Annotated in this window: 21 protein-coding genes and 2 tRNA genes; 2 read left to right on the top strand and 21 right to left on the bottom strand. The window is 45.8% G+C overall.

What is annotated here, in order from left to right:
• Window positions 1-2 precede the first annotated feature (2 nt).
• From ACQEXT_RS08465 to ACQEXT_RS08370, 20 genes are all read right to left on the bottom strand, one after another.
• Window positions 3-76: transfer RNA gene (locus ACQEXT_RS08465), tRNA-Val, on the bottom strand.
• A gap of 46 nt (window positions 77-122) precedes the next feature.
• Window positions 123-199, bottom strand: a tRNA-Val gene (locus ACQEXT_RS08460).
• A gap of 156 nt (window positions 200-355) precedes the next feature.
• Window positions 356-994, bottom strand: a complete 639-nt coding sequence (locus ACQEXT_RS08455; protein ID WP_331416334.1) for a sugar transferase — start codon at window positions 992-994, stop codon at window positions 356-358.
• 9 nt (window positions 995-1,003) lie between these two features.
• Window positions 1,004-2,191: a glycosyltransferase family 2 protein gene (locus tag ACQEXT_RS08450; protein ID WP_426951487.1), complete on the bottom strand. Its 1,188-nt coding sequence runs from the start codon at window positions 2,189-2,191 to the stop codon at window positions 1,004-1,006.
• Window positions 2,188-3,282, bottom strand: coding sequence for a glycosyltransferase (locus ACQEXT_RS08445; protein ID WP_426951485.1), 1,095 nt, complete (start codon window positions 3,280-3,282; stop codon window positions 2,188-2,190). Before ACQEXT_RS08445 ends, ACQEXT_RS08450 begins: the two co-directional genes overlap by 4 nt.
• Before the next feature lie 133 nt (window positions 3,283-3,415).
• Entirely contained in the window at window positions 3,416-4,852 is a 1,437-nt protein-coding gene (locus ACQEXT_RS08440; RefSeq protein WP_138970922.1) for a GumC family protein, read from the bottom strand.
• Window positions 4,849-5,964 carry a glycosyltransferase gene (locus ACQEXT_RS08435; protein WP_426951484.1) on the bottom strand — a complete coding sequence of 372 codons (1,116 nt, stop codon included), beginning with the start codon at window positions 5,962-5,964 and terminating at the stop codon, window positions 4,849-4,851. The genes ACQEXT_RS08440 and ACQEXT_RS08435 overlap by 4 nt, the downstream gene beginning before the upstream one ends.
• Complete coding sequence (locus ACQEXT_RS08430) at window positions 5,957-6,688, bottom strand: acyltransferase (RefSeq protein WP_426951483.1); 732 nt, start codon at window positions 6,686-6,688, stop codon at window positions 5,957-5,959. The genes ACQEXT_RS08435 and ACQEXT_RS08430 overlap by 8 nt, the downstream gene beginning before the upstream one ends.
• 73 nt (window positions 6,689-6,761) lie before the next feature.
• A complete protein-coding gene (locus ACQEXT_RS08425; RefSeq protein ID WP_426951495.1) occupies window positions 6,762-8,126 on the bottom strand; it encodes an O-antigen ligase family protein in 1,365 nt (454 codons plus the stop codon).
• A gap of 32 nt (window positions 8,127-8,158) precedes the next feature.
• Window positions 8,159-9,586: a lipopolysaccharide biosynthesis protein gene (locus ACQEXT_RS08420; RefSeq protein WP_426951482.1), complete on the bottom strand. Its 1,428-nt coding sequence runs from the start codon at window positions 9,584-9,586 to the stop codon at window positions 8,159-8,161.
• Between the two features lie 23 nt (window positions 9,587-9,609).
• Window positions 9,610-10,794 carry a glycosyltransferase family 4 protein gene (locus ACQEXT_RS08415; RefSeq protein ID WP_426951481.1) on the bottom strand — a complete coding sequence of 395 codons (1,185 nt, stop codon included), beginning with the start codon at window positions 10,792-10,794 and terminating at the stop codon, window positions 9,610-9,612.
• Window positions 10,787-11,992, bottom strand: a complete 1,206-nt coding sequence (locus tag ACQEXT_RS08410; protein ID WP_426951479.1) for a glycosyltransferase — start codon at window positions 11,990-11,992, stop codon at window positions 10,787-10,789. The genes ACQEXT_RS08415 and ACQEXT_RS08410 overlap by 8 nt, the downstream gene beginning before the upstream one ends.
• A gap of 130 nt (window positions 11,993-12,122) precedes the next feature.
• Window positions 12,123-13,175, bottom strand: coding sequence for a glycosyltransferase family 4 protein (locus ACQEXT_RS08405; protein WP_426951477.1), 1,053 nt, complete (start codon window positions 13,173-13,175; stop codon window positions 12,123-12,125).
• Complete coding sequence (locus ACQEXT_RS08400; RefSeq protein WP_426951476.1) at window positions 13,156-14,610, bottom strand: sigma-54-dependent transcriptional regulator; 1,455 nt, start codon at window positions 14,608-14,610, stop codon at window positions 13,156-13,158. Before ACQEXT_RS08400 ends, ACQEXT_RS08405 begins: the two co-directional genes overlap by 20 nt.
• 24 nt (window positions 14,611-14,634) lie before the next feature.
• The gene (locus tag ACQEXT_RS08395; RefSeq protein ID WP_426951475.1) at window positions 14,635-16,947 is read right to left on the bottom strand and encodes an ATP-binding protein; all 2,313 of its coding nucleotides are present in this window, start codon (window positions 16,945-16,947) and stop codon (window positions 14,635-14,637) included.
• An 11-nt stretch (window positions 16,948-16,958) separates the two neighbouring features.
• Complete coding sequence (locus ACQEXT_RS08390) at window positions 16,959-17,759, bottom strand: phosphate/phosphite/phosphonate ABC transporter substrate-binding protein (protein WP_426951474.1); 801 nt, start codon at window positions 17,757-17,759, stop codon at window positions 16,959-16,961.
• Window positions 17,760-17,767: 8 nt separating this feature from the next.
• Window positions 17,768-18,463, bottom strand: coding sequence for a CpsD/CapB family tyrosine-protein kinase (locus tag ACQEXT_RS08385; RefSeq protein WP_138970933.1), 696 nt, complete (start codon window positions 18,461-18,463; stop codon window positions 17,768-17,770).
• The gene (locus ACQEXT_RS08380; protein WP_426951473.1) at window positions 18,463-20,556 is read right to left on the bottom strand and encodes an SLBB domain-containing protein; all 2,094 of its coding nucleotides are present in this window, start codon (window positions 20,554-20,556) and stop codon (window positions 18,463-18,465) included. The genes ACQEXT_RS08385 and ACQEXT_RS08380 overlap by 1 nt, the downstream gene beginning before the upstream one ends.
• Entirely contained in the window at window positions 20,543-21,382 is an 840-nt protein-coding gene (locus tag ACQEXT_RS08375) for an OmpA family protein (RefSeq protein WP_138970934.1), read from the bottom strand. Before ACQEXT_RS08375 ends, ACQEXT_RS08380 begins: the two co-directional genes overlap by 14 nt.
• Window positions 21,383-21,416: 34 nt before the next feature.
• Window positions 21,417-21,737 (bottom strand): STAS domain-containing protein, encoded by a 321-nt coding sequence (locus ACQEXT_RS08370; protein WP_138970935.1) that lies wholly within the window; start codon window positions 21,735-21,737, stop codon window positions 21,417-21,419.
• A 310-nt stretch (window positions 21,738-22,047) separates the two neighbouring features.
• Here ACQEXT_RS08370 and ACQEXT_RS08365 point away from each other — a divergent pair, with 310 nt between their 5' ends.
• Window positions 22,048-22,902, top strand: a complete 855-nt coding sequence (locus tag ACQEXT_RS08365) for a DNA ligase (RefSeq protein WP_426951472.1) — start codon at window positions 22,048-22,050, stop codon at window positions 22,900-22,902.
• 33 nt (window positions 22,903-22,935) lie between these two features.
• Here the strand turns inward: ACQEXT_RS08365 and ACQEXT_RS08360 are convergent, their stop codons facing one another.
• Window positions 22,936-24,306, bottom strand: coding sequence for an MATE family efflux transporter (locus tag ACQEXT_RS08360; protein ID WP_426951470.1), 1,371 nt, complete (start codon window positions 24,304-24,306; stop codon window positions 22,936-22,938).
• A gap of 142 nt (window positions 24,307-24,448) precedes the next feature.
• Between ACQEXT_RS08360 and ACQEXT_RS08355 the strand changes: the two genes are divergently transcribed.
• Complete coding sequence (locus ACQEXT_RS08355; protein ID WP_426951468.1) at window positions 24,449-25,060, top strand: riboflavin synthase subunit alpha; 612 nt, start codon at window positions 24,449-24,451, stop codon at window positions 25,058-25,060.
• The last annotated feature ends 17 nt before the right edge of the window (window positions 25,061-25,077 follow it).

Raw genomic sequence — 25,077 nt, 5'->3', positions numbered from 1 at the left:
GGTGGGTCCGGGCGAACTCGAATCGCCGACCCCTACCATGTCAAGGTAGTACTCTAACCAACTGAGCTACGGACCCAAATTTAATGTTCTGCATGTTTTGGTTTTAACATGACTTTAAGGAGTGGTGGGTCCGGGCGAACTCGAATCGCCGACCCCTACCATGTCAAGGTAGTACTCTAACCAACTGAGCTACGGACCCATTCCTTAAGAACGAGACGGATGTTACCGAGAGTTATTCGATCGTGCAAGAGCATTTTTATCGATTTTAGCTCGTTTGCTTTATATCTAAGCGAATTGTCGTAGTTTTATCCGCATCAGATACGAAAATGTGCATTAAATCACACACATGCAACGACTATCGTCCTCGGCCATCAAACATAACAATGATGGTTTTTGTGATGATACTCATGTCCATTGCTAACCAAGATTTCATCGAACAGAGTGACAACGCGTAACTGTGGTCGTAGCCGACTTTCCTACGCACATCATCAATACAAGTGTCATAACCTTGGTTAACCTGAGCCAATCCGGTAATACCTGGCATCACGCCATAGGTTCGGTCAGCGAAATAGGGAATGGCTGCTTCCAGCTTGTTGTAAAAACTTGGACGTTCCGGTCTTGGGCCTATCAAAGACATATCTCCAACTACCACGTTAAACAGCTGGGGGATTTCATCTAGGCGCGTTTTACGCAGAAAACGACCAACAGGCGTGATTCTTGGGTCGTTTTCGGTTGCCCAAACAGCCCCAGTTCGTTGCTCTGCGTCCTGATACATGGTGCGGAACTTAATGATTTCAAAGAAGACCATTTTTTCAGGAGTCGATTTACCAACACGAAGTTGTTTGTAGAAAACGGGGCCCGGTGAACTGACTTTTATTGCCACTGCAATGAAGGGGATAAAAGGCGATAAAAGGAGTAAACCAAAGATCGCACCAAATAGATCAAAAAGGCGTTTAGCTAACCAGATTGACATGTGTGTTGATACATTGCTCATAATATATCCTTATTGGTCTACACGAGACCATTTTCCTGATTCAAGACCGAGTAGGTAACGTAAGCCACCAATGAGGTTTGCACAGTGTCCTGCGACAATATAGAGTACCAACTTGCAGATTCTGTGGCTGAATATGTAGGGCAAGAAGTAACTGAGCAACGCCAGAGAATAGAGGGCGATTTGCCCCGTTAAGGCTGCCATAAATAGAGGGTTGTCCATCAATACTATTGACGAAATTAGGCAAAGAATCAGCAGGTAAGGGGTGAGCAGGCGTAAGCCTTTTCCCGATGCAAAGGCAAAAGCGACACCACGGTAGCGAGGCATAAACATATCGGCCAATAGTATCGCTTGTTGCATGTTACCCGCGGAGATTCTTAATCGGCGGTGGTAGTCATTTTGTTGGTTGGTTGCTTCCATTTCCAACGCCACCATTCTGGGCTCATATTTGGCTAAGTAACCTTGGCGAACAATCTCCATAGGAATGATGAAGTCGTCGTTGATCGTGTCCGTACCCATGCTTTTAAACAGATGGGTACGGAATAGATAGAACGCGCCGTGCGCACCGAGCGTAGACCCTAGGGAGGCCTCATGCATTTTGACTTTACTTTGGTACTGCCAGTAGCGATTCTCGCCTTCATTGTGATGGTTAAATAGTTGGTAGTGACCGTTAACAACACCAACTTGGCAATCATGAAAATGACGATTAGCTAACCACAACGCATCAATAGAGATTAGGGCGGATACGTCGCTAAGCGCAGTAATATCAGTAGATATCGTCGACATCTGTTGATTGATGACGGACACTTTACCGCGATTTTCGTTAAACACACGAATTTCAAAGTGCGTATCAGCGCAGATAGCTTCTTGAATAGTCTGCTCAGCAATTAAGGCGGTGTTGTCTGTGCAACCATCGCAAGCAATAATCACGTTGTAACGACTTTTAGGATAATCGAGTGACGACAGATTGCGAATCTTATCTGCAATCCACTGTTCTTCGTTATAGGCTGGCACGAGAATAGTGATCGACGCACAATCTTGGTCACTCGTCACTGGTCTATAGCCTCGGGAAGCGTGTTTAATCGCCTTGAGCGGATGATGTTTTGAATACCATGAGAGTAATACTGGATATCCAACATGGTGATAGATAATCAAACTACTCGAGATGAAAAACAGAGTGCTCAATAGAAGTTCCATCATGCGCTTTTCTCCACAGCTAGTTGGTCATAGGCTTTGACCATTTGGCGTATATCATTGTTATTAAGAACAAACTCCCTTGGCGAGTACGTACGATGTCTGTCCAATAAGTTATTCAATAGAGCCTCTGCCAGTGCATTTGGGTTATTACTTTCGACCGCTGCACCTGTTATAGGACAAAGGGTTTCGCTGCAAGCACCCACATCGGAGGCAACGGTAACAATGCCGCATGCTTGTGCTTCAAGCGTGGAAAGAGGGTAGCCTTCACTCCTAGATGGAAGGCAGAACAGATCTAAAGATTGGTAAAAGCGACACATGTCGTCGACGAGGCCGAGTAAAATTACACGTTGGCTAATCCCGAGCCTTTGTGCTTGTTGTTCAAGTGCCTCTTTTTGCGAACCTGCTCCAGCAATCACCAGATATAGGTTATTGGGCAGCAACACCATGGCATCCAGCAGTATGTCGTGACCCTTAACATGTTCGAGGCGTCCAGCACTGCCAATGATGGTCGAAGAAAGGGGAAGGCCTAGTGACTGACGGGCGAGGTGCTTTGATCCTGGTTTAAAACGCTGACAATCAATGCCGTTATTGATCACAGATACGTCGTGATAGTTAAGTCGTTCAAGTAATTGATCTCTCACCAATTTCGCATCGGCGACGACAGAGGGTTTGGCGATAGCGAGAGCCAATTTTTGTAATGAACAGTGCTTTGGGTTGGATAAGTGCCAAGCATCGTGTTCGGTGTGGATGCGTGCTTTGACGTTAGCAAGACGTGCTGCAATCGCTCCGTAAATGATTGGCCCAATATGGTGAGTGTGTACAGTGGTCGGTTTTAATGTGCGAAATAGCTTATATAGACGATGTAATGTCGTAAAACTGAACCCTGCCGGTTTATCAAGAAACACGAGGTGATCTTCGACTTCTCCTAACCGAGGCCAGTGAGAAATCGCCTCTTCCTTTGAACCTTCTAGGCTAACAATCAATACATGGTGCTCAGGGTTGGAAAACGTCATCATGTTGAGTGCCAGTGATTCGAGCCCTCCAGGGGCAAGATGTTGAACGACATGAATGACGTTTTGGGTATGGTTATTCATGCTATCTCCTGACATGGTTTAATTACCTTACTAGTAGTTAGCATAGGATGTGCCAACTATTTAATTGTTATTTATCATATGTTTATCTGATTTTATTGGGTGATTTTCATAGTGAAAATCAAATTACATTTCACTATGAGTGGTAAGGTTTGATTTTGGGAAGTTGAGTCAGCAAAGGTGCTTTAGTAATTGACTCTATCTCTGATTTACGGCGCACCGACGAATCGAAAAGTTCGATTAATGTCGCGACACCGGATCCGAGTGCTATTCCTGCGACAAAACCTGCAATGACAAAAATGATGATCGGTAAGTTAGCGGGGCGACTGGGTGTAAAAGGAAGGTCGATGATTTTAACCCTTTTGTTTTGCTCAAAAACACCGAGTGACCCTGTCAATTGAGCCATTTCGTAGCGTTGAAGCAGTTCATCATAAAGCTGACGTTTGATTTCCGCGTTGCGAACTAAACGGTGCATAGTTTTTGCGTTGTCACCAAACTTATTCGCTTCTTGTTCTAGTTGAACAATCATGTTGTTGAGGCTTTTTGTTTCTTCTTTGAGAGACTCATAACGTCCTCTCACCAGTTGTAGACTGTGGAGTTGGGTGACGAGTAGAGGCTGAATCTCACCCAGTTCTCTCAATTGGCTACTGCTGGCAATATCCCATAGTTGATCACTACTGATGTTTGGCTGCTCCATTTTCAGTAAGATTGTTCTTTCATTCTCAAGACGGCGCAGCTCGCGCTCTTTACCTTGCACCGCGCTGTGGCTTTCCGTGTATTTTGCTTTTAACAACGTCAGTTCACTGCGGATTTCAATGATTTGATCTTCGATTTTACCTACCACAGGATTGGTTTTTGATAGCTGTTGATCGAGCGAACCTAAACTGCGTTCGACACCAGCAAGCTCTGCACTTTTTTCTGCATAGCTTTGCTTTAGTGCCGCTAAGCGAGCGAGCGATTGCGTCTGCATTTCAGGTGTTACGGAGGCAAAACGGTTTCTAAAGTCTGCGAGTTCATTCTCAGCTTGATCCAATTCCACACGACGCTTTTCAATGTGTATTGCTAGGAATTCAGACGAGTCCTTAATTGATGAACGCTCAGGCGCAAGTAACTGTTCGATGAAATGCTCACTGATTGATTCAAGCATCTCTTTCATACCAGACGGTGAAGGCGCTGTGAGAGATATTTGTAAGAAATCCTTACCTGGTTGGCTGACCGTTAGACTATTCGATAGTTTGTTGATGACATGATCTTTTTGGGCATCTGACATCGAATCGTTGATCAATCCATGCTCGTTGGCCACCGCAGTTAGAACATGGCGACTTTTCAACAGAGTACTCAATGCATTCAGACGTTCTTTAAGCATGGTAGAGACAGCAATGTCCTCTAAGAAAGGGTTCATTTTTGCGGTTTCTTGTATCAGCATAGAGGTATGTGAAACGTAATTGGTCGGAGCCATTTTGCCAACGAAATAACCGATAAATGGCAATATCAACATAGGAACGACGATGACATATCTTTGTCGCCACGCGCCATTGAGAATAACGATGAGACGAAGTTTCAGGTCGTTCATAGAGCCTCCAACATAGCGTTAAGTTTGTTGGTGCGAGCATCCCAACTTTCGTTGCTGATATTCACAACACCGAGACGTGGCTGCTGAATCGCAACACGTTTAAGTGCGAGTGAAAACTGTTCCGAGTTTGTGATTACGTCAACATGCTGTTGATATGGTACCAGGGCAGGGAACGGAGTGCTGATCACACGGCTACCTGCTGCTAGATACTCGAGAAGTTTCAACGGACTACAGGATCTGATCTGTTGATTAGCGACAAAAGGCAACAGGCTCACGTCCCAGTGCTGGCTATAGCTGGGCAGGAGGTGATGTGGGCGAGGCCCGAGGTAATGAACATTATCAAGCTTAGGTAGCGGGTTGTAGTCGAGCTCGAGAGGACCGATAAACACAAACTGCCAGTCGGGATTGTCTCGAAAAACTCGTTCTAACAGTTGATAGTCGAGCCAGTTAGATATACTGCCATAGAAGCCTGCGATTCGTTGTCGTCTTGGCGGTAGATCCTTTGCGCGAACGGCCGGTGTGCTGAACAGCGCGGTATCGACGCCATGCGGTAGATAGTGAGTCTTAGTTTGAGGAAACTTGGTCAGCAGTTTCGCGCTGGCGGCGAGTATTAAATCGGCTTGTTCAACCAACTTCAGCTCATGCTGTGCGACAACACGGTGATCTACGCCTGCCAAGGAGGAAAAATCATCGCCGCAGTAGTAAACCACCGCAGATTCGCCCAGAGAGCCACAAAGATCGGCGGTGGTTGGCAATGAGCTCCACAGGATGGGGTTGTCGAGTTTAAGTGTCTTGATGACGGGAAGCAGTTGAATGCAGATCATCATTTTTGCAATGCGACGAGCCAAATAAGAACGCGGTGCCGGAATGGTGCGTAAATTAACCACCGTTATATTGTCAGGTAAGGTGTGACCAACAGTGAAACCCCCTTTACTTTTACCCAACAGTTTGGCGATGGCTCGCTTTAAATCATGTCGAGTCAACCTAGGCTGGCGCAATCCTATTGAATTGACCCAGAGAACCTTCCTTTGTTTGGCTAAACGTACGATTAAATGTTGGGTGCTCGAAGGCAGGCCACCAAAATCTTCACCAAACACAATTAAATCACGCATGGTCAACCTCCTGACTGTTCAGGTAGCGAACAATTTTGGCTGGGTTTCCTACGGCAACCACCATGGGAGGGAGACTTTTGGTCACTACACTACCGGTGCCAACCACAGTGCCGTGCCCAATAGTGACATTTGGGCATACCGTAACATTGGTGCCTAGCCAAACATCGTGCTCAAGTACGATATCGCCAATATCTCTGCACTCATCACCATGGCCTTGAGCCCGCAATTCTGGGTCAAGTGAATGGCCAGAATAACCAAACAGAAATGCTCGACCAGCGATACGGACGTTATCCCCAATGACGACGCGTGTAGCTACGGCGATGGTGCTTTGCCAACCGATGTCGACATTGCTGCCGATAAGCAATTGCGGATTGTTGGATTGTGGTCTCGCGCTGAAGGTGGTTTGACCTGAAATACGGCAATCATCGCCGATGGTGATCGATAGCGGGCCAGAGATGAAAGGGACACCACCAAACAAGTAGAGACTCTTACCATGCCGCTTGAGACGGCCTTTGAACGCAGGAGTGTGAATTATCACGCGTACAAGGCTGAGATAGAAACCAGCTAGAGTTTGATACAAGAAGTAACACAGTCTGTTCCACCACTGTGGGGTTGGAATATCGAAAGCTCGAACTGTTTTCAATATGAGAAACAATTTGCGATAAGACGGATTTTCGTGGTGTTGAAGCCACACCTTAAAGTGATTAATGCGTTGTGCCAACATAATCTATCCCTACATTATTTGAATTATGCAGGGATCATTACACTAAGCGTGCCATAATTAATTGTTAATAAAATCATTGGTTTAAAAATTCATTCTCTGATTGGGAAGGTGTTTTCTCAAATTGAGAATGCTTTTGGCTAATTCGTGATAGCGCAATACACAAAGCGGCTAGGATATAAATTGGCCACGTAAAGCCTTGGGTGAGAAAGGTTCCGGAAACAATGGTACCAATAATACCGGCATACACTGATAAAGCGGTCGCCTTTAGATAGGGTGAAACGGGTTCGGTGCTGGAGTCTAGGATCGTCATGGTCGCTCGGCTCGTTTTTATCAGCGATACGATCATGATGATAAAAACCAGCAATCCTAAAAACCCCGTTTCTGCTAAAACACCAAACCAAGTACTATGAACCGCATGGTTGAGCCCATCCCAGTGTGGACTGTAGAAAAAATAATTGGCGTAAAAGTTATTCAGACCAACACCCGTTAGTGGATGATCTAATGCCATCTTAAATGCCGCCTCCCATGCATATAAACGTCCCATTGCGGAGGCATCGATACCCTGTTCTGCGGCACCACCTGATTGGCGATCGGATATACCAGCGACTGCGAACAGTATCATCATCGCGATGATACCAATAATGATTAGCAGAGTTTTCGAGCGAACTAATCGTAAACCAAAGATACCAAACACCGCGAGGGAACCGAGCAACCCACCACGACTTTGAGTTGCAATAACTGCCGCCATAGCAAGGACCAAACCTATGCTGCCCAGAATACGAGAAAAGCCTAATTGTTTGGTGGTCGCGAAGCTAATCGCGAATGCGAGCGGAAACATCAGTACCAGAGAGAGATCATTAGGGTCGCCTAACATTGAGCCGAGTTCGCGGCCGATGGTCACCCTTGTCCCTTCGACCAGACCGACCCCATTGATCGAATTTGATAACGCCACGACAGCGATTAACGACCCGGCTAAAATGATCAGCGTAGCGATTCTTTTAACGGATTCTTCACTATTAACCAACCATGCTATCGCCAAAGTCATGATGATGATTTTCCAGTAAATATTTTTGAAATAGGTAATAGCAAGTCCAGGATTTGATGACAAAACGGCACCGATGATGACAAGCAGCCAAAAAATGGCCAGCCAAGTAAAGCTCGGGTGCCAAAAGGTGGTCAGTTGTCTGCTAATCAAACTGTGCCAAATCAAAGCAGCCAAAGCGCCGACAGAGAGTAATAATGGAATCTTCAATGAATAGAGGGCTGGTATCGCTTCGTGAATTCGGAAAAATGAGAACAACACGAACAGGCTGACTAGCCAAAATGTCTGATTGAGCACAAACAGAACGCCAAATGGAGCAAAGCAAAGCACAATAACAATGGCAGGGTGAGGGACAAACATCCATATTGCTGCAAGAGTGAAGCACAGCAGTGACATCCACATGATCGCTTTGATGTGCTTGTATCGGCTCATTGGGTTTTACCTAAGTAAGTTTGCATTGCGATAAACACGGTTTTAATTGAGATAATTGTGACTAATTGGCAGCGAATCGCGTAAGCAATCAGAGCAAGCGGCTGAAGAACTAACATCAGTACTGATACTTCTAAATGTTGGTGGTAGCGGCTGGTAACAATGAAGCTAATGGTTAAATGCACCAAACCCGTTAATGCTGATAACTGATAGTTAAGATAGAAGAGTTTTTGGCTATGATACAAGGTCAGCACGAAGCGAGTCACTTGACCAATCACCAGTGATAGCAAGATTCCATACAGCCCATGCTCAAGCGTCACAATGCATGTGCCGAGTGCCACCAACGTCGCAAAAATATTAATGTAGAGTAACTGCGGAGTCTTTTTACGATACAAAACGCCAAAATTACACAATTCGACTAACTCCTTAAACAGCATCATGATAATGGTTAGGCTGACGTAGCCGATGGCTGGCTGGTAGTTAGCAGGGAGAGCCAACTCGATGAAAATCTGACTAAGCCAAGAGACGCTGATGGCGATAAGACAAAGAAGTAAAACGCCACGCTGGGTGACTTTAGCTGTGTAGTCAGAACCATGTATTTGCATAGATTCGAAACGTTTTGGCATCCACCACATGTGAAAAGGTTGAATTAAAATTCCGACACCTAAGGCGAATTTGGCGGCAAGAGCATACATGCCTAACGTTTCAAGATCAGTCGCACCTGCGATTAACCATCTTTCGGCACCGCTTAAACCAAACGCGACAACCGCTGACAACATTAACGGCATCGAGTAATAGAGGTATTGTCGTAAATGAGTGGTTTTAGGTAAGCGAAATGGGAATCGTAGGTAAAAGTGAAGAAAAAGAAACTGGGCAAAAGTACAGAGTACATTGAGCGCAAAAATGGTTGTTACGTCAGGGGAATGGGTTAGCACGGCAACCAGTAACGCAACCTGAATCACGACCGTTGTTGTACACACTTTAAAAAATAGATCCGCCTGATTATGCAGACGTAACCAAGCGAGACATATCGCCAGTGGCGCTTCGTAGCAGAGCACCAACAGAATGAGACCAAGCTGATTGGCGTCGAATAGATCGAGTTTAAAAGGAGAAACCATGTAGAAAAACAGGACGACGATGCTTAGAAAAACAGAAAGGGATAGAGACGCACTATATAACTTGGCTGCCTTTATTCTGCGTAATCTAGCGTGGCGGATTGGCCCAATAAATCGGTAGAGATTTTCATGCATTGCCAATCCAACAACCAAGCTGAAAAATACAGTAGTAATCCCCAACAGTTCAAGATGGCCTAGCTCGTTTGGTGACAAGTAGTGAGCCATTAACGGCAAGGTAAACAGTGAGACACCTTTCATCAGAAACAAGCTCACAGCATACAAACTAATGTTCTTTATATGACCGTTGGACATAGCAACCTCCTGATTTGCACTGTTTAGCTATTCTGAATGACACGCGCCATGGTCAGTGCCAAATCGCCATTGATATACTGAGCAAATTTCTTATAGCGAATCTCTGCACGATAGTGCTTGGCCAATAAACGAGCGTTTTGACGACAACGATGAAAAACCTCTTGATCACTGACGGCGTAGAGCAAAGCATTCGCCAGCGAATCGACATCGCCTGGTTGGTACTTGATGCAGTCGTGGTTATGAATCAGCTGTTGGTCCCAATAAGCGCCATCTTGAGGAATAAGCACACACATGCCAGCGGCAAGCGCTTCAAGGATGGAAAGTCCAAAAGGTTCGTTTTGACTGGTTGAGATAAATATATTGGATTGACTGCGTATCTCATCTAGGTTTTGTGGATCTTCAAACCACTGAGTGTTGCTTAGATTTATTGGCGCGTTCGATACGGGTAAACAGGTATCGACTGGACGGATAAAACAGATGTTTAACGCAATCGGTCTATAATGGGTGGTGAGTTTGATGGCGTCGACTAAGAGGTCGAGACCTTTCCATTTCAATAGCGATGCGGCCCAAAAGCAAACTGGCAACTGAGTTTGGCAAGGTGTCGGCCATCTAGATTGAGGTAAGCCATTGGCAAATGGTTGGTAATGTTGAGCACATAGATAAGACTCCGCTAGCGCTGATGCATCCGCAATGTTCGTTTTGTGGCGCAAGTAACTCTGTAACGCGGCTTTTAAGCTTTCTCTCGCTGAGGGTAAGTAAAATACCGCATTGGCTTGAGTCAAACAGTACCCAATAGAGCGCGAAAGCCCAACACTACCATGAACGAACTGGATGATTTCGTAAACAACAACACGCCTAAGCAGATAAATCGCCATATCAATACCCGGGCCAGATGCGCCAACCACTTTTGTTATTCCGCGATAACGTAATAGCGTCATAAACAACAGCAGCAGCAAATAGAGTTGGTTGAACCAATATAAAGGCCCTTGATGAATTTTCATCAGTGCCGACACAGCGCGAATAGGGGTAATAATGACATCATGTTTGGCGTAAAACTCGCTGTTGAGCCAAAATTCCGGTTGGATGGTCAAGACAACAAATTGATTCCCGTTTACTCGACATATATTGAGTGCATCGCTGGTTGCGATTTTAGAACCGCCTTTAAACGGGATTGGGTCAAACACCAAGGTAAAATTAGACTTAACCATGTTGGCCTCCTAAAGATACGCGATTCGATAAGTAGGTCTTTAGTGGTGAAAGAGAGGTGAATAGGCCGCGTGCTTGATTATTTTTTTGCGCAAGAATGGTGTTGTAAACTTGTTCAATCTGCGGATACGTTACCGATAAATCATGGCTTTTGATGATATGGCGGTAGGCGTTGGCAGCTATGCGATGGCACAACTTAGGATTGTTAATCAAAATCCGCATTGCACTCGCGATTGGGCCAATCCCATGGTTAGGATATAGCACTCCGGTTTTACCGTGGCTGATAAACTCAGGAATACCGCCTTCAAATGGTGCGACAATGGGCAGTTTAGCCAATCCAGCTTCTGCAACCACTAACCCAAAGGCTTCACTGCGTGCACCACTGATAAAAGCGTCACAACCTTTAAGCCAGCCAACAACGTTTCTTTGCTCGCCAACAAAGTGTACCTGCATCGCAAGATGTAGATATTCAGCTTGCTCTTGAAGCTTATTTTTAAGAGGACCATCGCCGATAACCACTAGGCGTGTATCGGGGTATTCAAGGGTTACATGACGAAGTGCGGTGAGAATTCGATCGATCCCTTTGCGATGAATTAACGAGCCGACAGTGGCAAAAATAAAATCGTGTTGCGGAATACCGAGTTCACGTCGAACATCGACTTCGGACTGGGCTAACAAAGCGTGCGTGTCAATACCGTTGTGCACAACGTTAACGCGTTCAACGGGATAGCCATCATTGATCAAAGCTTGTGAAACATACTTGCTGACCGAAATAACATGAGGCGATAGATGAAGACCTAGGGTAAGTCGCTCTCTGATCTGGTAAGGGCAGTGCAGTTGAGTGACCAAAGGGATATTCTTGATCCTTGCCGCAACCACCATCCATTGACAAGGTGCGCCACTATTGACATGAATAAGGTCGATCTTTTCTCGATCAATGAGCTCGCAACCGTGCTCTACCAACGCCATCCAGCTCATCAAATTGAAACGTGGGGCTTTCCATCCCAGTAACAACCGAAATTGACTCAGTTCTGTGGTGACGTTGAGTTGGTCGAGTTGCTCTGCCAATGTACGATTGTTAGTCCACACCAAGGGCTGGAAGTGAGTCGGATTTAGAAACTTAATCAAATCGAGCAAGCATTGCTCACTGCCACGAATCCAGTCATCACCATAGTGTACAAACAGAATTTTTTTCGCCATAGCCAATCCCTTTTGCTGCCGTAAGAATAAAGGTCGATAGCAGATGTAACGCAAACGGGATGCCACAAATTGATGGTTTGTAAGCTATTGTTTTATAGTTATTTTTTGAAATGAGAAAGGTAAGGGTCGCTCATTTCTCAATTTGAGAATCAGTTTGAAACTGTTTTGGAAAGTAGAGCTCTAGCATTTGAGGGATGATAGCCGAAGGTGAAAAGTGTTGTTCAATGGTCGCGACGGCATTGCGCTGTAGTGCGTTTCTGCTCTGCGAGTCGAGTGAGACAAAATCTTGCAATTGTTGGTTGAGTTCTTCCATAGAGTTAACCAGAAAACCATTGTGTTGGTGACGAATCAACTTATCGAGGTTGCCGACACTGAGTGCAAGGACGGGTATACCACGCGCCATAGCTTCAAGAGCCGCCATTGGAAGGCCTTCGAACCGAGAGCAAATGACCAACAAACCAACATTTGGCCATATACTAGACATGTCACTCTGGTGACCGTGAAAGCGAACATTGATTGGGGCACAGGTGGTGAGTGCCGTTTCCATCGGCCCTGAACCATAAACATCAAAGTTTAACTCGTTATTAAGCCGTGCGATTTCAACAAATCGATCAGGCGCTTTCTCTTCACTTAATCGCCCGACAAAAGCAATCTGTTGTCCAGTACTGATGGCTAGCTGGTGGTTATCAATAAAGTTGTTGAAGCAAACAGACCGGCTTGGCAACTTAGCCATGATTGCATGACTGACGGCGAGAGAGTGGGTAGAGAGAAAGCTGCTATATCTGTCGATCAAGTCATAAAGCCATACTTTTCCTTTGGGTGTCTCGCCAGCATGATAAGTAGTGATCTGTGCAACACCAGTTAAGAGATGCAGCAGTTTACATATGATGCTGGCTTTATAGCCATGGGCGTGTACGACGGCGGGGCGTTGAGCTTGAATCTGGTCGCGTAATTGAAACACAAAGTGCTGTTTATCGCGATCAAGATAATCAACGCTGACGTTCGCTTGTTCTAATTGTTGTTTCAATTGGTTGTGATGAGGATAACGGCGCAGAAGCCAAACTTGAACGTGAATGTTAAAGAGCTTGAGCCCTTTCGCGAGCTCAAGCACATGCGTTTCTATACCACCGAAGGTTTGACTATCAATCACCAACCAAACTTGATCAGACGAGTTGCTGCTCATCCTCAGACTCCCAAGCTTGTTTTTTTCGGTACACGGTTGAAGGACTAAGTTCGAGCAGCACCGCCGCATTGAGCACATTGCCGTCGCAGTAATCGATCGCTTGTTGGATAGCTTCTCTTTCTATCTGCCACATAGGACGTATATTGTGATCCGACTTTGCCACTTGTGGTGTGGCATCCGTCAACTGAGAGATGGAGTCAGCATCATGTCGCAGTCTGACTGGCTCAGAGACCGCAGCAGTCGGTGAGTTTGGCTGCTGCCTTTTGTTTTTGATCAGTTGCTCCGGAAGATGTTCGTATCTCAAATGACTGTCGTCGTTCAACACGACAATATTGCGAATAATATTTTGCAGCTGACGAACATTGCCGGGCCAGTTGTAACGTTTCAGCGCAGATTCCGCTTCTCGATGGATTGAAGAGAACTTCTTACCATCTTCTTTGGCGTACACCTTGAGGAAATGGGTCGCTAAGGTAATGATGTCGTTACCACGATCTCGCAAAGGTGGCATTTCAACGGGAACCACATGAACTCGATAATAGAGGTCTTCCCTAAATCTGCCTTGCTCGACTTCTTGCAAAGGATCGCGGTTTGTTGCGCAGATAATGCGAACATCAACCTTCATCTCTTTGGTTGCACCGAGCGGAGTGAATGTTCCGGTTTGCAGAAAGCGGAGAAGCTTTTTCTGCATTTCCAGTTCCATCTCACAGAGCTCATCGAGAAATAAGGTTCCACCATGGGCTTGAGATGCCGCCCCTTTACGATCCGCTGTTGCACCTGTAAAAGCACCTTTTACGTGGCCGAATATCTCACTTTCCATCAGATCTTTGGGGATAGCACCACAATTGATGGCGACAAAGGGTTTATCGCGGCGCTTGCTCTCTTGATGAATGGCTTCCGCACATACCTCTTTACCTGTACCACTCTCACCGATAATAAAAACACTCGCAGAAGTCGGTGCGACAGAGTCGATGATCTTATAGATCCCTTGCATGGGAAGGCTTGAACCGATGAAACCATGAAAACGATTACGGTCGAATTTAGCTTCAATATCTTCGACGAGTGTCTCCAGTTTTACCTGCTGTAAATGCAGGGCAATTGAAGTCTTTAAACGGTCGGCATTAATTGGTTTTTCTAAGAAGTCTTTTGCGCCTTTTTGCAGCAAACTAACCGCCACATCAACGGATCCATGTGCGGTAGCAATCACCACAGACGTAGGGATCTGCTGCTCGTTGATCCAGTCTAAGATATCTTCGCCATCCATGTCGGGTAGCTTTAAATCAAGTATCACTAGATGAGGGACATTACGCTCTATGAAAGCGATCGCTTCTTTACCCGTTTCAACATGGAAAAGGTCGTAATTTTCGTCCTTAACGTACTGCTTATACAGAATAGCCAGTGATGTGGAATCTTCTATTAATAATACTTTTGGTTTCATAGGCGATTTCCTATCGATAAACAGTTAAGGTTGCATCGGTTGTGAAAAGCCTTGCTGCTTACGAATTTCTAGTGCGGCTAGTGATTGTTCAGCAAGGTGTTGCAACTCAGATTTAAGTTTGAAGGCTTGGTGTCCTTGTCCATCTATACATAGATGTTCAATTTTACGCGCAAAATTAGACAGTGTACGGTTGCCCAAAGCCAGTGAAGAACTGCCTAAGGTGTGTGTTTCAAATTCAACCGTTTGTGAGTCTTCTCGATCAATGGCTTGGTATATTTTTTCCAGCCGTTGATGTGACTCTTCAAGATAGTGGTCAATCAATAACGGGATGACATCTGCACTTGTATCTTCAATCATTTGTTGAAGGATTTGTTCATCGACAAGTTCCAAATTAACCTCTTCTAATATTGCTGGTTCAACGGTTTTAATGTTAGCTCGATGTGAGTCTGATTGCTTATTTTCTGTGTTTGAAGTGTGAGCAGAACCTGATTCCGTATTGTGTTCTTCATTTAAGAATAGATTAATTTTTTCAATTAGTTGTGATGCTCTTAGAGGTTTTGATAAGTAATCATCCATACCCGAGGCGAGAAACTTCTCTCTGTCTCCCGCTAGCGAGTGCGCCGTAAGGGCAATAATAGGAAGTTGCGAGGTAATGTCATCATCGAGTTCGCGGATTGCTTTGCATGCCTGCATACCGTCCATCTCTGGCATAGAGATGTCCATAAAGATGATGTCGTACTGATATTGCTTGACCATCGCTACCGCTTGGACACCGTTTTCAGCAATATCGATAGTGAGGCCGATACGCTTAAACATCTCTCTGATGACCAATTGGTTCGCTCTGTTGTCTTCCGCAACCAAAATACGAGCATTGGTGTATTGCAAAGTAGGGCGACTTTCAGTGGTATCCGGTGACGAGATGAGCTGATCAGCAACAGGTAAACAGATATCAAAGGTGAAGGTACTGCCAATTTGAGGCTGGCTGTCTACACGTACTTCTCCATCCATTAGATTGCAAAGGCGTCGGCAAATTGCCAGACCGAGTCCAGATCCTTCTTTGCTACGAGAGTATGATTGGTCAACCATAGTGAACTCATCAAACAGATAGTCGATCGCATTTTGGTTGATGCCAATCCCAGTATCTTGTATCTGACAGGTGAGTTTTACCTTGTCTTCAGAGACCCTCTCCGCGCTTACTTTAACGGTGACGCTTCCTTCATGGGTAAACTTAATCGCATTACCAATTAGGTTCAGTAAAATCTGTTTAACTCGGTTGATATCACCACGAACCATACTAGGTACGTGGCCTTCAATGTAGCAGTGTAAGACTAAATTTTGTGCTTTCGCTGAAGGCGTGAATGAATCGACAACACTCTCTACACACTGGCGAAAATCAAAGGGCTGATCCTCAAGTATCAGGGTGTTTGACTCCATTCGAGTGAAATCGAGAATATCGTTAATGACGGACAGTAAAAAATGGCCTGATTCAGTCGCTGTCGAAACCAGTTTTCTCTGCTCCTTACTCAGATTGGTCTCTTCGAGAATGTTGAGAATACCCAGTACACCATTCATTGGGGTTCTAATCTCATGCGACATAGAGGCAAGGAAACGACTTTTCGAGTCATTGGCAAGCTCTGCGCCTTCGCGGGCGGCGTGAAGCAACTTATATTCTTGTTCTAGCTTGGCGGACATGCCATCAAATGCACGAGATACGTCACCGATTTCATCTTTCGATTGTGAGTTAAGTTGAAAGCCCGGACCCGATTGCTCGATGGTGTTGACTGCGGAAGCAATGCGAGTCAATCCTCGTGTTAAATAGGTGCCTAAGGCGAAAGAGAAAAGGGCAACTAACACCACTTCCATGGTTGCAATGATGACAATGGAGCGCTGTGCGTCATTCAACATCATCATGATAGGTTCGACTTGAAAGCCGATATCGACATACCCGTAGACTTTGCCGTTGACCTCAATCGGGCTACGCAAATCGAAGATTCCATCATCAACACTTTCAAGACTGGTATCATTTTGCATCGCACGTTGTAAGATCGCTTTGTCACCAGCGCAGGCCATCTCTTTGCCATCACGCAACACTCTAACGTAGGCCACATCTTCCAACGTCATGAACTCATCGACGAGGCTTTCCAAAGTGGCAATGTCTGTGGATAGAACGGCATCTTTGGCCGCTTGAGTAAACATGGTTGCGCTAGAGTTGGCTCTCTGTATGAGTTGCTTCTCATTTGAGTTGGAAAGAAAGCTCATTGCACTGAGGACTAGAACGATCAGCACAATGATTTCTATGATGGCGATTCCAAGGATTGTTTTTAAACGTAAAGTCATGCGCTTCTCCACTAATCCAAAATCGTGATGTTTAGCTTACGAACGTCATTCCAGTCTTCATCTTTAGCAGCCACAAAACCTTTTATGCTTAGTGTCTGTAGTTGAGCTTGTTCGACGCTACTTGAATCCAATGACATTAAGGCGTTTTGCAAGGCAGAGACCTGTTGCTGGCTTAAACGTGGGTGGGTGGCAATCGCATGTGGTGTATAAGACTCGGTTCTCCAGATGACTTTAAGTTGAGACTTGACCACTTCTGGCAGTGAGTTAAAGGTTCGCATTACACCGCCACCAGCGGGAAAAAAGCCTTTAGCCACACCGAGATAGACTGAATCGTGTGAGGAGACGTAGTTGACCTGATAACTGATTCCCGCTTTATTTAGATCGCTTTGAGTTAAAATGGTGGCTGCAAAAGCGGCAGGAGAAGGAAAAGCGAGCTTAGAGTTGTCGAGCTGTGTGAGGCTTTCAATAGGGTCTTTTTTTTTCGCGACAATAATACCTTGAATAAGTTTGTCTTTTGCTTTGGCTATCGCACGATATCCTGGAGTCTGACTAAAAACCGTGTAGTGATAAGGGTTCATATACGCGATGTCATACTTCCCTTCTGCCAAACGTTGCTCGAAGGTAGGAATGTCTGGAGCGGTACTAAATACCACATCGATTCCCGTTTGCTCACTGAGGTAGTTCATTATCGGCGTCCACTGTTCAGCCAATCGACTGGCAGATTGCTGTGGAACGATGCCGAAACTAAGGGTTTGAGCTAGACATGTTACGGATAAGGTTAGGGCGGAAATAAACACGACTAGACGTTTCATGCTAACTCCTACGCTGACTGTGCCAGAAATTCGTTGGTCAAAATTTTGCTTGCTATACGCTCACGCCAACGACGTGGGATAAAGGTAAAGCGGTTTAACTCGCGGACTATTTCTTCGGCCAAAGTGGCTTGGTCTCTCATATTAAGAATAGAACCCAGCAGAGAAATTGACGCGCAATTGAGCATTTCAGTCGCTTTGGCTAACTGACCCGACGACGTTTTTCCACCCATAACAACAAGGACGGTCTGATCACAAGCCCCCGCGACGACTTGGGCGGGTATATTGCCGCGATTTATGTGTAACAAAGGGGAAGTGTCGCAAATGACTCGATCAAATTGTTGCAGCCACTCGGATACCGCGTTAGTGAGGTAGGTCGGGTCTTTGTATGCCAGAAGCGCAGATTGACTGCTAGGGACAGGTAACCCCGTAAACAGTTGATGCGTATCGTTGTGTTCAACCAAAAATCCAACTTGCTCAGTAAACTGAGGCATCGAATCGATCGATTCAAATGCTGGATGGAAGGTATTTAAATCAACGACTAATGTTTTATGGCCAGCCAATAAGTAACGCTCCGCAAGTGCAGATACAATGGATGTGACGCCGTCACCTGATTGACAGGCGGTAAGACAGAGAGAGCGGCAACCATTCATCTCCGCTGCAAGATAGATTTGCTCAATCTCGGTATGGGTTGAAGGAATAATCATCACAACGCTCCTATTAACACTATGGTGGTGGTTAAGCGCAGAATATCTTCCAAGCCAACACGGGCTTTTTCCAAGATGCTTTCGCTACGGTCAGGAACATAGATGGTGTCACCGGCACGAAGGACAGGCAGTTGATATATGTTGGCCGTTTTACTGAAGTTCACCAAATCAAATGTTCGCGCCTGACCCTGACAGCAGGACATATTTACGATAGAAATCTTTTCAAGGTAAGCTCGGTCAGACGGGCCGCCTGCTTCTGCAAGTATGTCGAGCACGGTCATATTGTCATCGAAAACGTAACGTCCAGGTTTGTTTACCGCGCCAAGGACACGCACGGTGGACTCTTTCGAACGATCCAGCCAGATTTTATCTTTCTCGGGAATGTAGATGGTGTCGCCCATGGTCACGTTAGGTAATAGGCTTTCGTCGCCCGTTTCGAAGTAAAGAGAAAGGTTCAGCTTGCTCACTTTTGAGTAACTTTTGTCTCTATGGGTGATGCGGATGTTATGGATGTCAGCATCTTTGGTTGGGCCATCGGCGGCGGAAAGAATGTCGAGGAAATGCATATCTTTGGTGAAGCGATAGCGTCCAGGCGCGTTGACCTGACCGAAGACGTAAATCGACGCATCCGAACTTTGACGAACCCATTGTGACTTATTATCCGATGGGTCTTGAGGCAGGTCATGAATACGAATAATGGACCCTGCTGTAATGCTCGGCAATTCACTGCTTGGTGCTCCACTCAAAATATAGGCATCGAGGTCGAACACATGGAGTTTATTGTCGCTGGTGACAACCTCGATTTTTGAGGTATCAGCGCGTAATGTTGGGCCGCCTACGTGAGAGAGTAGATCCATTAGGTCCATTTCATCAGACCATTCCACTCGACCGGGACGAACCACTTCTCCGATGATGCGTACTGCGCGGTTCGGCGCTATCTTGAGCCAAGATTTTTCGTTCATGTCGGTTTTCTCGGGGACAAAGATTGCGTCACCAGCACTGATTTTCGGAGGGGTGCGTCCTGATAGACCTTCAGTAAAAGCGGTTAGGTCGAATTTGACGACCGTACCATTGGCTTTAATGACGCGAATCTGACGCGATTCAGCGTAGCGTGTTGGCCCGCCAGCATTGGCGAGAATATCCATAAAAGAGGCATTTTTTTTACCTTCATAGGCACCAGGACTAGCGACTTCCCCCATGATATAGACAACATTAGCACCCGATTTAATTTCCTCTTCTTGCTTGGGTACAAAGATAGTCGTTCCCGGAGTTAGGGTAGGCAGCAGAGAAACATCACCACTATCTAAATAGGATTTAAGGTTGAATAGTTTAGGGGTGTTGTCCGAAATCACTCGGATTTGTTCTACCGAAGCATAGCGAGTGACGCCACCTGCTCGCATAATGATATCAACCAAATCCGTATTGGCTTTGTAGCCGAATGAGCCTGGAGCGTTGACTTCGCCAAACACTTTGATCGCAGTTCGTCCATCAGCGCTGTCGCCAGCGTTTGCGAGTTTGGTTGCGTCAAACTCTTGTTCGATATTCCCGACGAGCGGTGAGGCGGGAACGAAAATCGTGTCCAGTGAATCGAGCTCTGGAAGCAGTGACGAATTACCAGTATCAAGGAAGTTTTTATAATTGAAGGTGATTTTATCGTTGCCGCGTTTTATGAATAGATCGTTCAACTGAGCGCCTGCACGTAATCCACCGGCTGCGTGCAGTGCCATCTGAATATCCGCGCTCTTAGGTAAGGTGTATTCACCGGGTGACTTTACGTACCCTTGGACAGAAACGAGGATTTGTTGTTCGGCGATGTAAACCGTCGCAGAGGACAGGTCGCGATAGACTTTCTCCAACGCTTGTTTGACCGCCGACTCAAGTTGAGGCTCAGTATAACCTGCAACATAAAGAGCGCCCACTTCAGGCAAGGTGATTCGGCCACGTTTATCGACTTGAAATCCTTTGTTTAGTGAGGTTTCGCCTGGCAGATTAACTTGGATTAGGTCGCCGATATCCACACGCTCTTCACTCGCGTCGGCCAAAGTAGCAAGTGACAGTAACAAGGTGACTAACAGAAGATTAATGTGTTTCATAGTAGCCTCCTTGCATCGGTGACTCGGTGCGTTCCTGCTTGTCGACCACCTCAATGCTTACTCGGCGATTGGTGAGACGAACGCCCTCGGATTCTCCCTGATATAGAGGAAGGGCATCGCCTACGGAATGGGTTTTGACACGTTCTGGACTGAGGCCAAAAATGATCAGGTATCTCTTAACTTGTTGTGCTCTGCCCATAGCAAGTTTTTGATTGTAACCCACGTCACCCACCGAATCTGAATGACCCGTGACGGAGAGCGTTAAACTTGTATGCTCTTCCAGTAAGTTCGCTGCGCGAGCTAAATGCCCCATATATTTAGGGTTCACCTCTGTAGAGTTGAATGCAAACTGATTATCCACATTGAGTAGACTGTAGAGCTTGTCGATGATGGCCAAACGTTGCTGGAAGGCGTTCTCATCCATTGGTGGAACACATTTCGCTTGAGAGGTTACGTAGTCCAATTGCAGTTCTAACTCATTAAGACGTTTGCGTTGGATGACGATATCATTGGCTGCGTCGAGAAGAAGGCCGCCTTCCAGTTCACGAGCAATGCGATTCTGTTTCTCTAGTGCCTGAACCACTGCGGCTGGAAAACACCAACGTGCACCTTCTCGAATGAGTGAATCAAGCTGAAGTTTGGTCAACTGCCAGTCGAAGCGTAAACCGTGTTCTGGACCAAGCGGCTCATCGGGCATGACAGGAGTGAAACTCGATTGAATGTAATCTTCTGCAATACCACCACGACCACTTTCAGGGTAGCTGGAACAGCCAATCACTGAACTGACAGTGACAGCTAGGGCTATGTGTTTGAGAGAAAAGTTCATGCCAACGTCCTTTGTTAGTGAGTTATTGTTATTTTTAGTGAGTTTGAGAATTGACCGGAATCGCCTGACTGATGCGCAGCAGGTTAATGATTTCCAGTGGCTGCCCTGAAGCGTTTTCGATGCGCATGTTGCGATGGCGTTCAATAAGGCGCTTGTAGAGATACACGATAGCGCCGACACCAGAGGAGTCGAGAAACTGGACGTGGCTGAAGTCGATCTCCACATCGCGGCCAGAGTCTTCAGCAATAATCTGATCGATGTGTGGTTGAGCGAAACGGCTGCCGTCAGCATCTAAGTTTCCGTTGATGATGAGTGTATCTATGGTTTCACTGGCTTGAATTTTACGTAGTTCCATGACGCATACTCCTATGTTGGTTGCATAGAGTGGAGCAGGTTACGTGCCAAAAAAATAACCATTAATAATCATGTGCTTAACGTTTTGCTTTGTGAGTTTCTCAATATGAGAAATCGTTTTTCTCAATTTGAAAGTCATAAGAGTGAGGCTAAAACATCAGGTTTAACTAGTTTGTTTCCAGCGAAATGTAACTGTGATTACTAACAACTATCTTTTAGACAGCGATGACTCTGAATCCGTAATATTGAACCTAGAAACGCTCCAGATAGTGGCAATAATTGAGGCAACAATTGAGCTAGGAGCCGTCGCTATGCAGTTAAGATGTTCGTTGGTCGCAATCAGCGTGATCGTGATATTAAACTCGCCTGTATACGCAAAAGAGAAAGACAAGCTACCTGAGCCTGTGGTGTTGGCGAGCAACTATAGTGATGAAATCGATTTAGAGCAGTATTGGCAAAGTGAGAAACTTGATGGCATTCGTGCGGTTTGGGATGGTTCCACTCTCCGCACTCGACGTGGAAACCCAATCGCTGCACCAACGTGGTTTACAAAGTCTCTCCCCAATTTTCCTTTGGAAGGGGAGTTGTGGGCAGGTAGAGGAAACTTTCACATTGTTCAACAAACGGTGTTGGATCAATTACCCAAACAAGTGGCTTGGTCATTGATCCGCTACATGCTATTTGACATTCCTTATAGCGATCAGAGCTATCTGAAACGCTATGACGCCTTACAGAGTTTAGTCAATACGCTGGATACAGAACATATCCAATTGATTGAGCATACACCAATAGAAAGTCAGGCGACATTGTTTGACAATCTTGAGCGTGTAGCGGCACTTAAAGGTGAAGGTTTAATGTTGAGGAATATTCATCATGCCTATCACGCAGGGCGAAGCCAAGATCTAATCAAGCTTAAGAAACAGCAGGATGGAGAGGCGGTCGTTGTTGGTTATAAGCCAGGCAAAGGCAAGTTTTCCAATATGATGGGAGCACTGTTAGTCGAATTGCCCAATGGACAACGGTTCTATATTGGAAACGGATTCAGTGACGAGCAGCGTAATTTCCCTCCACCATTGGGTAGTCGCATTACCTATCAGTTCAATGGCTACACTCAAAATGGCGTGCCTAAGTTTGCTCGATTTCTTAGAGCCGCGATAGATCAATAAAAAACAGGCCAGTCAATTGACTGGCCGGTCGCGTTATTTAGATGCGAGTTCTAATTGATGAGCATCATCGAGTCGATGCATCCAACGTAGGCGTAATCCGAGCATGATCGCTGCCGAAGATAGACCAATAATAAAGCCCATCCAGAAGCCGTGAGCGCCCATTGGTTCTACAATCCAGTCTGTCATAGCGAGTATGTAGCCTAGTGGTAAGCCCAATACCCAGTACGCAATAAAGGTACGGTTGAATATTGCTGCCATATCCTTGTAGCCACGAAGAGCACCAGCCGCGACAACTTGTACCGCATCGGTCACCTGATAAACCGCTGCCAGCAATAAGAGCTGCAACGCAAGCTCGATTACTGCTCGGTTGTCGGTGTAGAGCAGGGCGACTTGTTCTCTGAACAAGACGGTGAATAGTGCCGTAAACAGTGAGCTTGCTACCGCAACGATAAGGCCAACACGAGATGCGATGGTAGCCCCCTCAACGTTAGATTCCCCAAGTCTGTGTCCGACGCGGATACTGGTTGCAGCACCAATACTCATTGGGATCATAAACACTAATGATGAGAAATTAATCGCGACTTGGTGAGCGGCGACGACAAGTGGCCCTAATGGTGCCACTAACAGAGCGACAACAGCGAATAGGGTCACTTCAAAAAACATGGCGGCGGCGACGGGGAATCCCAGTTTAAATAGACGTACCAATGGCTTTATTTGTGGACGATGAAACTGTGCAAATAACTGAACGTGTGCCAATCGATTGGACGTCAGCACATAGAAAAGCAATAAGGCAAACATAATCCAATAAACAATGGCTGTAGCGACACCACAGCCAACCCCACCAAGAGCAGGGGCGCCAAACTTGCCATAAACAAATATCCAGTTGAGCGGAATATTGATCAGGAGTCCAATAAAGCCAATCACCATCGCTGGCTTAGTCAATGACATACCATCGGTTAAGCTTCGAAGCACTTGGAACAGCAAAAATGCAGGGACGGCGAAGATAACAGCGTGCATATAACCAATCGTCTTGCTCGCCATCAGAGGCTCGACGTCCATTAGACCGAGGATACCTTTGGTTTGCAGCAAGACTAATGAAATCGGGATAGACAGCAAAAGTGCCATCGCAAGTCCCTGATGGATTTCAAATGGTACTTTGTGCTGTCTACCTGAACCATTGAGCTGTGCCACAACAGGGACTAAAGCCATTAGAAGACCAACACCAAATAGAATCGACGGTAGCCAAATACTCGCAGCAATGGATACCGCTGCCATATCTGTTGCGCTGACGCCACCCGCCATTACGGTATCGACAAAGCCCATTCCTGTTTGAGCCACGGAAGCAATCAGAACAGGTGTAGCCAGTTTTACCAGTGTGTTAGCTTCGGTTTTATAGCGATGCAATGAAAAATACTCCAACAAACTGTTTGAAAAACCTGAGTGAATAGGCAAAGGAATGCTGCGCACTCAAGCACAGAGAAAATGATTGTCTGCGATGATAAAGAAATGTCACACTAAGCACCATGAAAAACTGACGGAATTAATCATGTTTACCGGAATCGTTCAGGGAATGGCGAAAGTTGTTGCCATCGAAAAGAAAGAAAAGTTTCAAACACATACCGTTGAATTCACTGGATCAATGAATCAGGGTCTTGAGATAGGTGCATCTGTGGCACACAATGGGTGCTGTCTTACGGTAACGAAAGTGAATGGAGAGCTTGTTGATTTTGATTTGATGCAGGCGACGTTAGCGTTGACCAACCTTGGAGAGCTGGCTGTCGGAGATCGGGTTAATATTGAGAGAGCCGCTAAGTTTGGTGATGAAATTGGCGGGCACTCCATGTCAGGTCACATCTCGCTAATGGGTGAAGTGGTTGATGTGATAGACACACCAAATAATCGAACTCTATGGTTCGAAATTCCTCAAGAGATGATTAAGTATGTGTTGGCTAAAGGCTATATTGGCCTCGATGGTTGTTCGTTGACCATAGGTGAGGTCGAAGGTGCGCGGTTCTCCGTTCATCTCATCCCAGAGACGTTGCATAGAACTCTGTTCGGAAGCCGTAAGATTGGTGATAAAATTAACGTTGAATTTGATCCACAGACACAAGCCATTGTGGATACCGTTGAAAGAGTATTAGCGAGTAAATCGTTATAAAAAAAGCGCCGTTTGGC

It is taken from the genome of Vibrio sp. TRT 29B02, from assembly GCF_050113655.1.
GTDB lineage: Bacteria > Pseudomonadota > Gammaproteobacteria > Enterobacterales > Vibrionaceae > Vibrio.
This window is presented reverse-complemented; position numbering and strand designations above follow the sequence as displayed.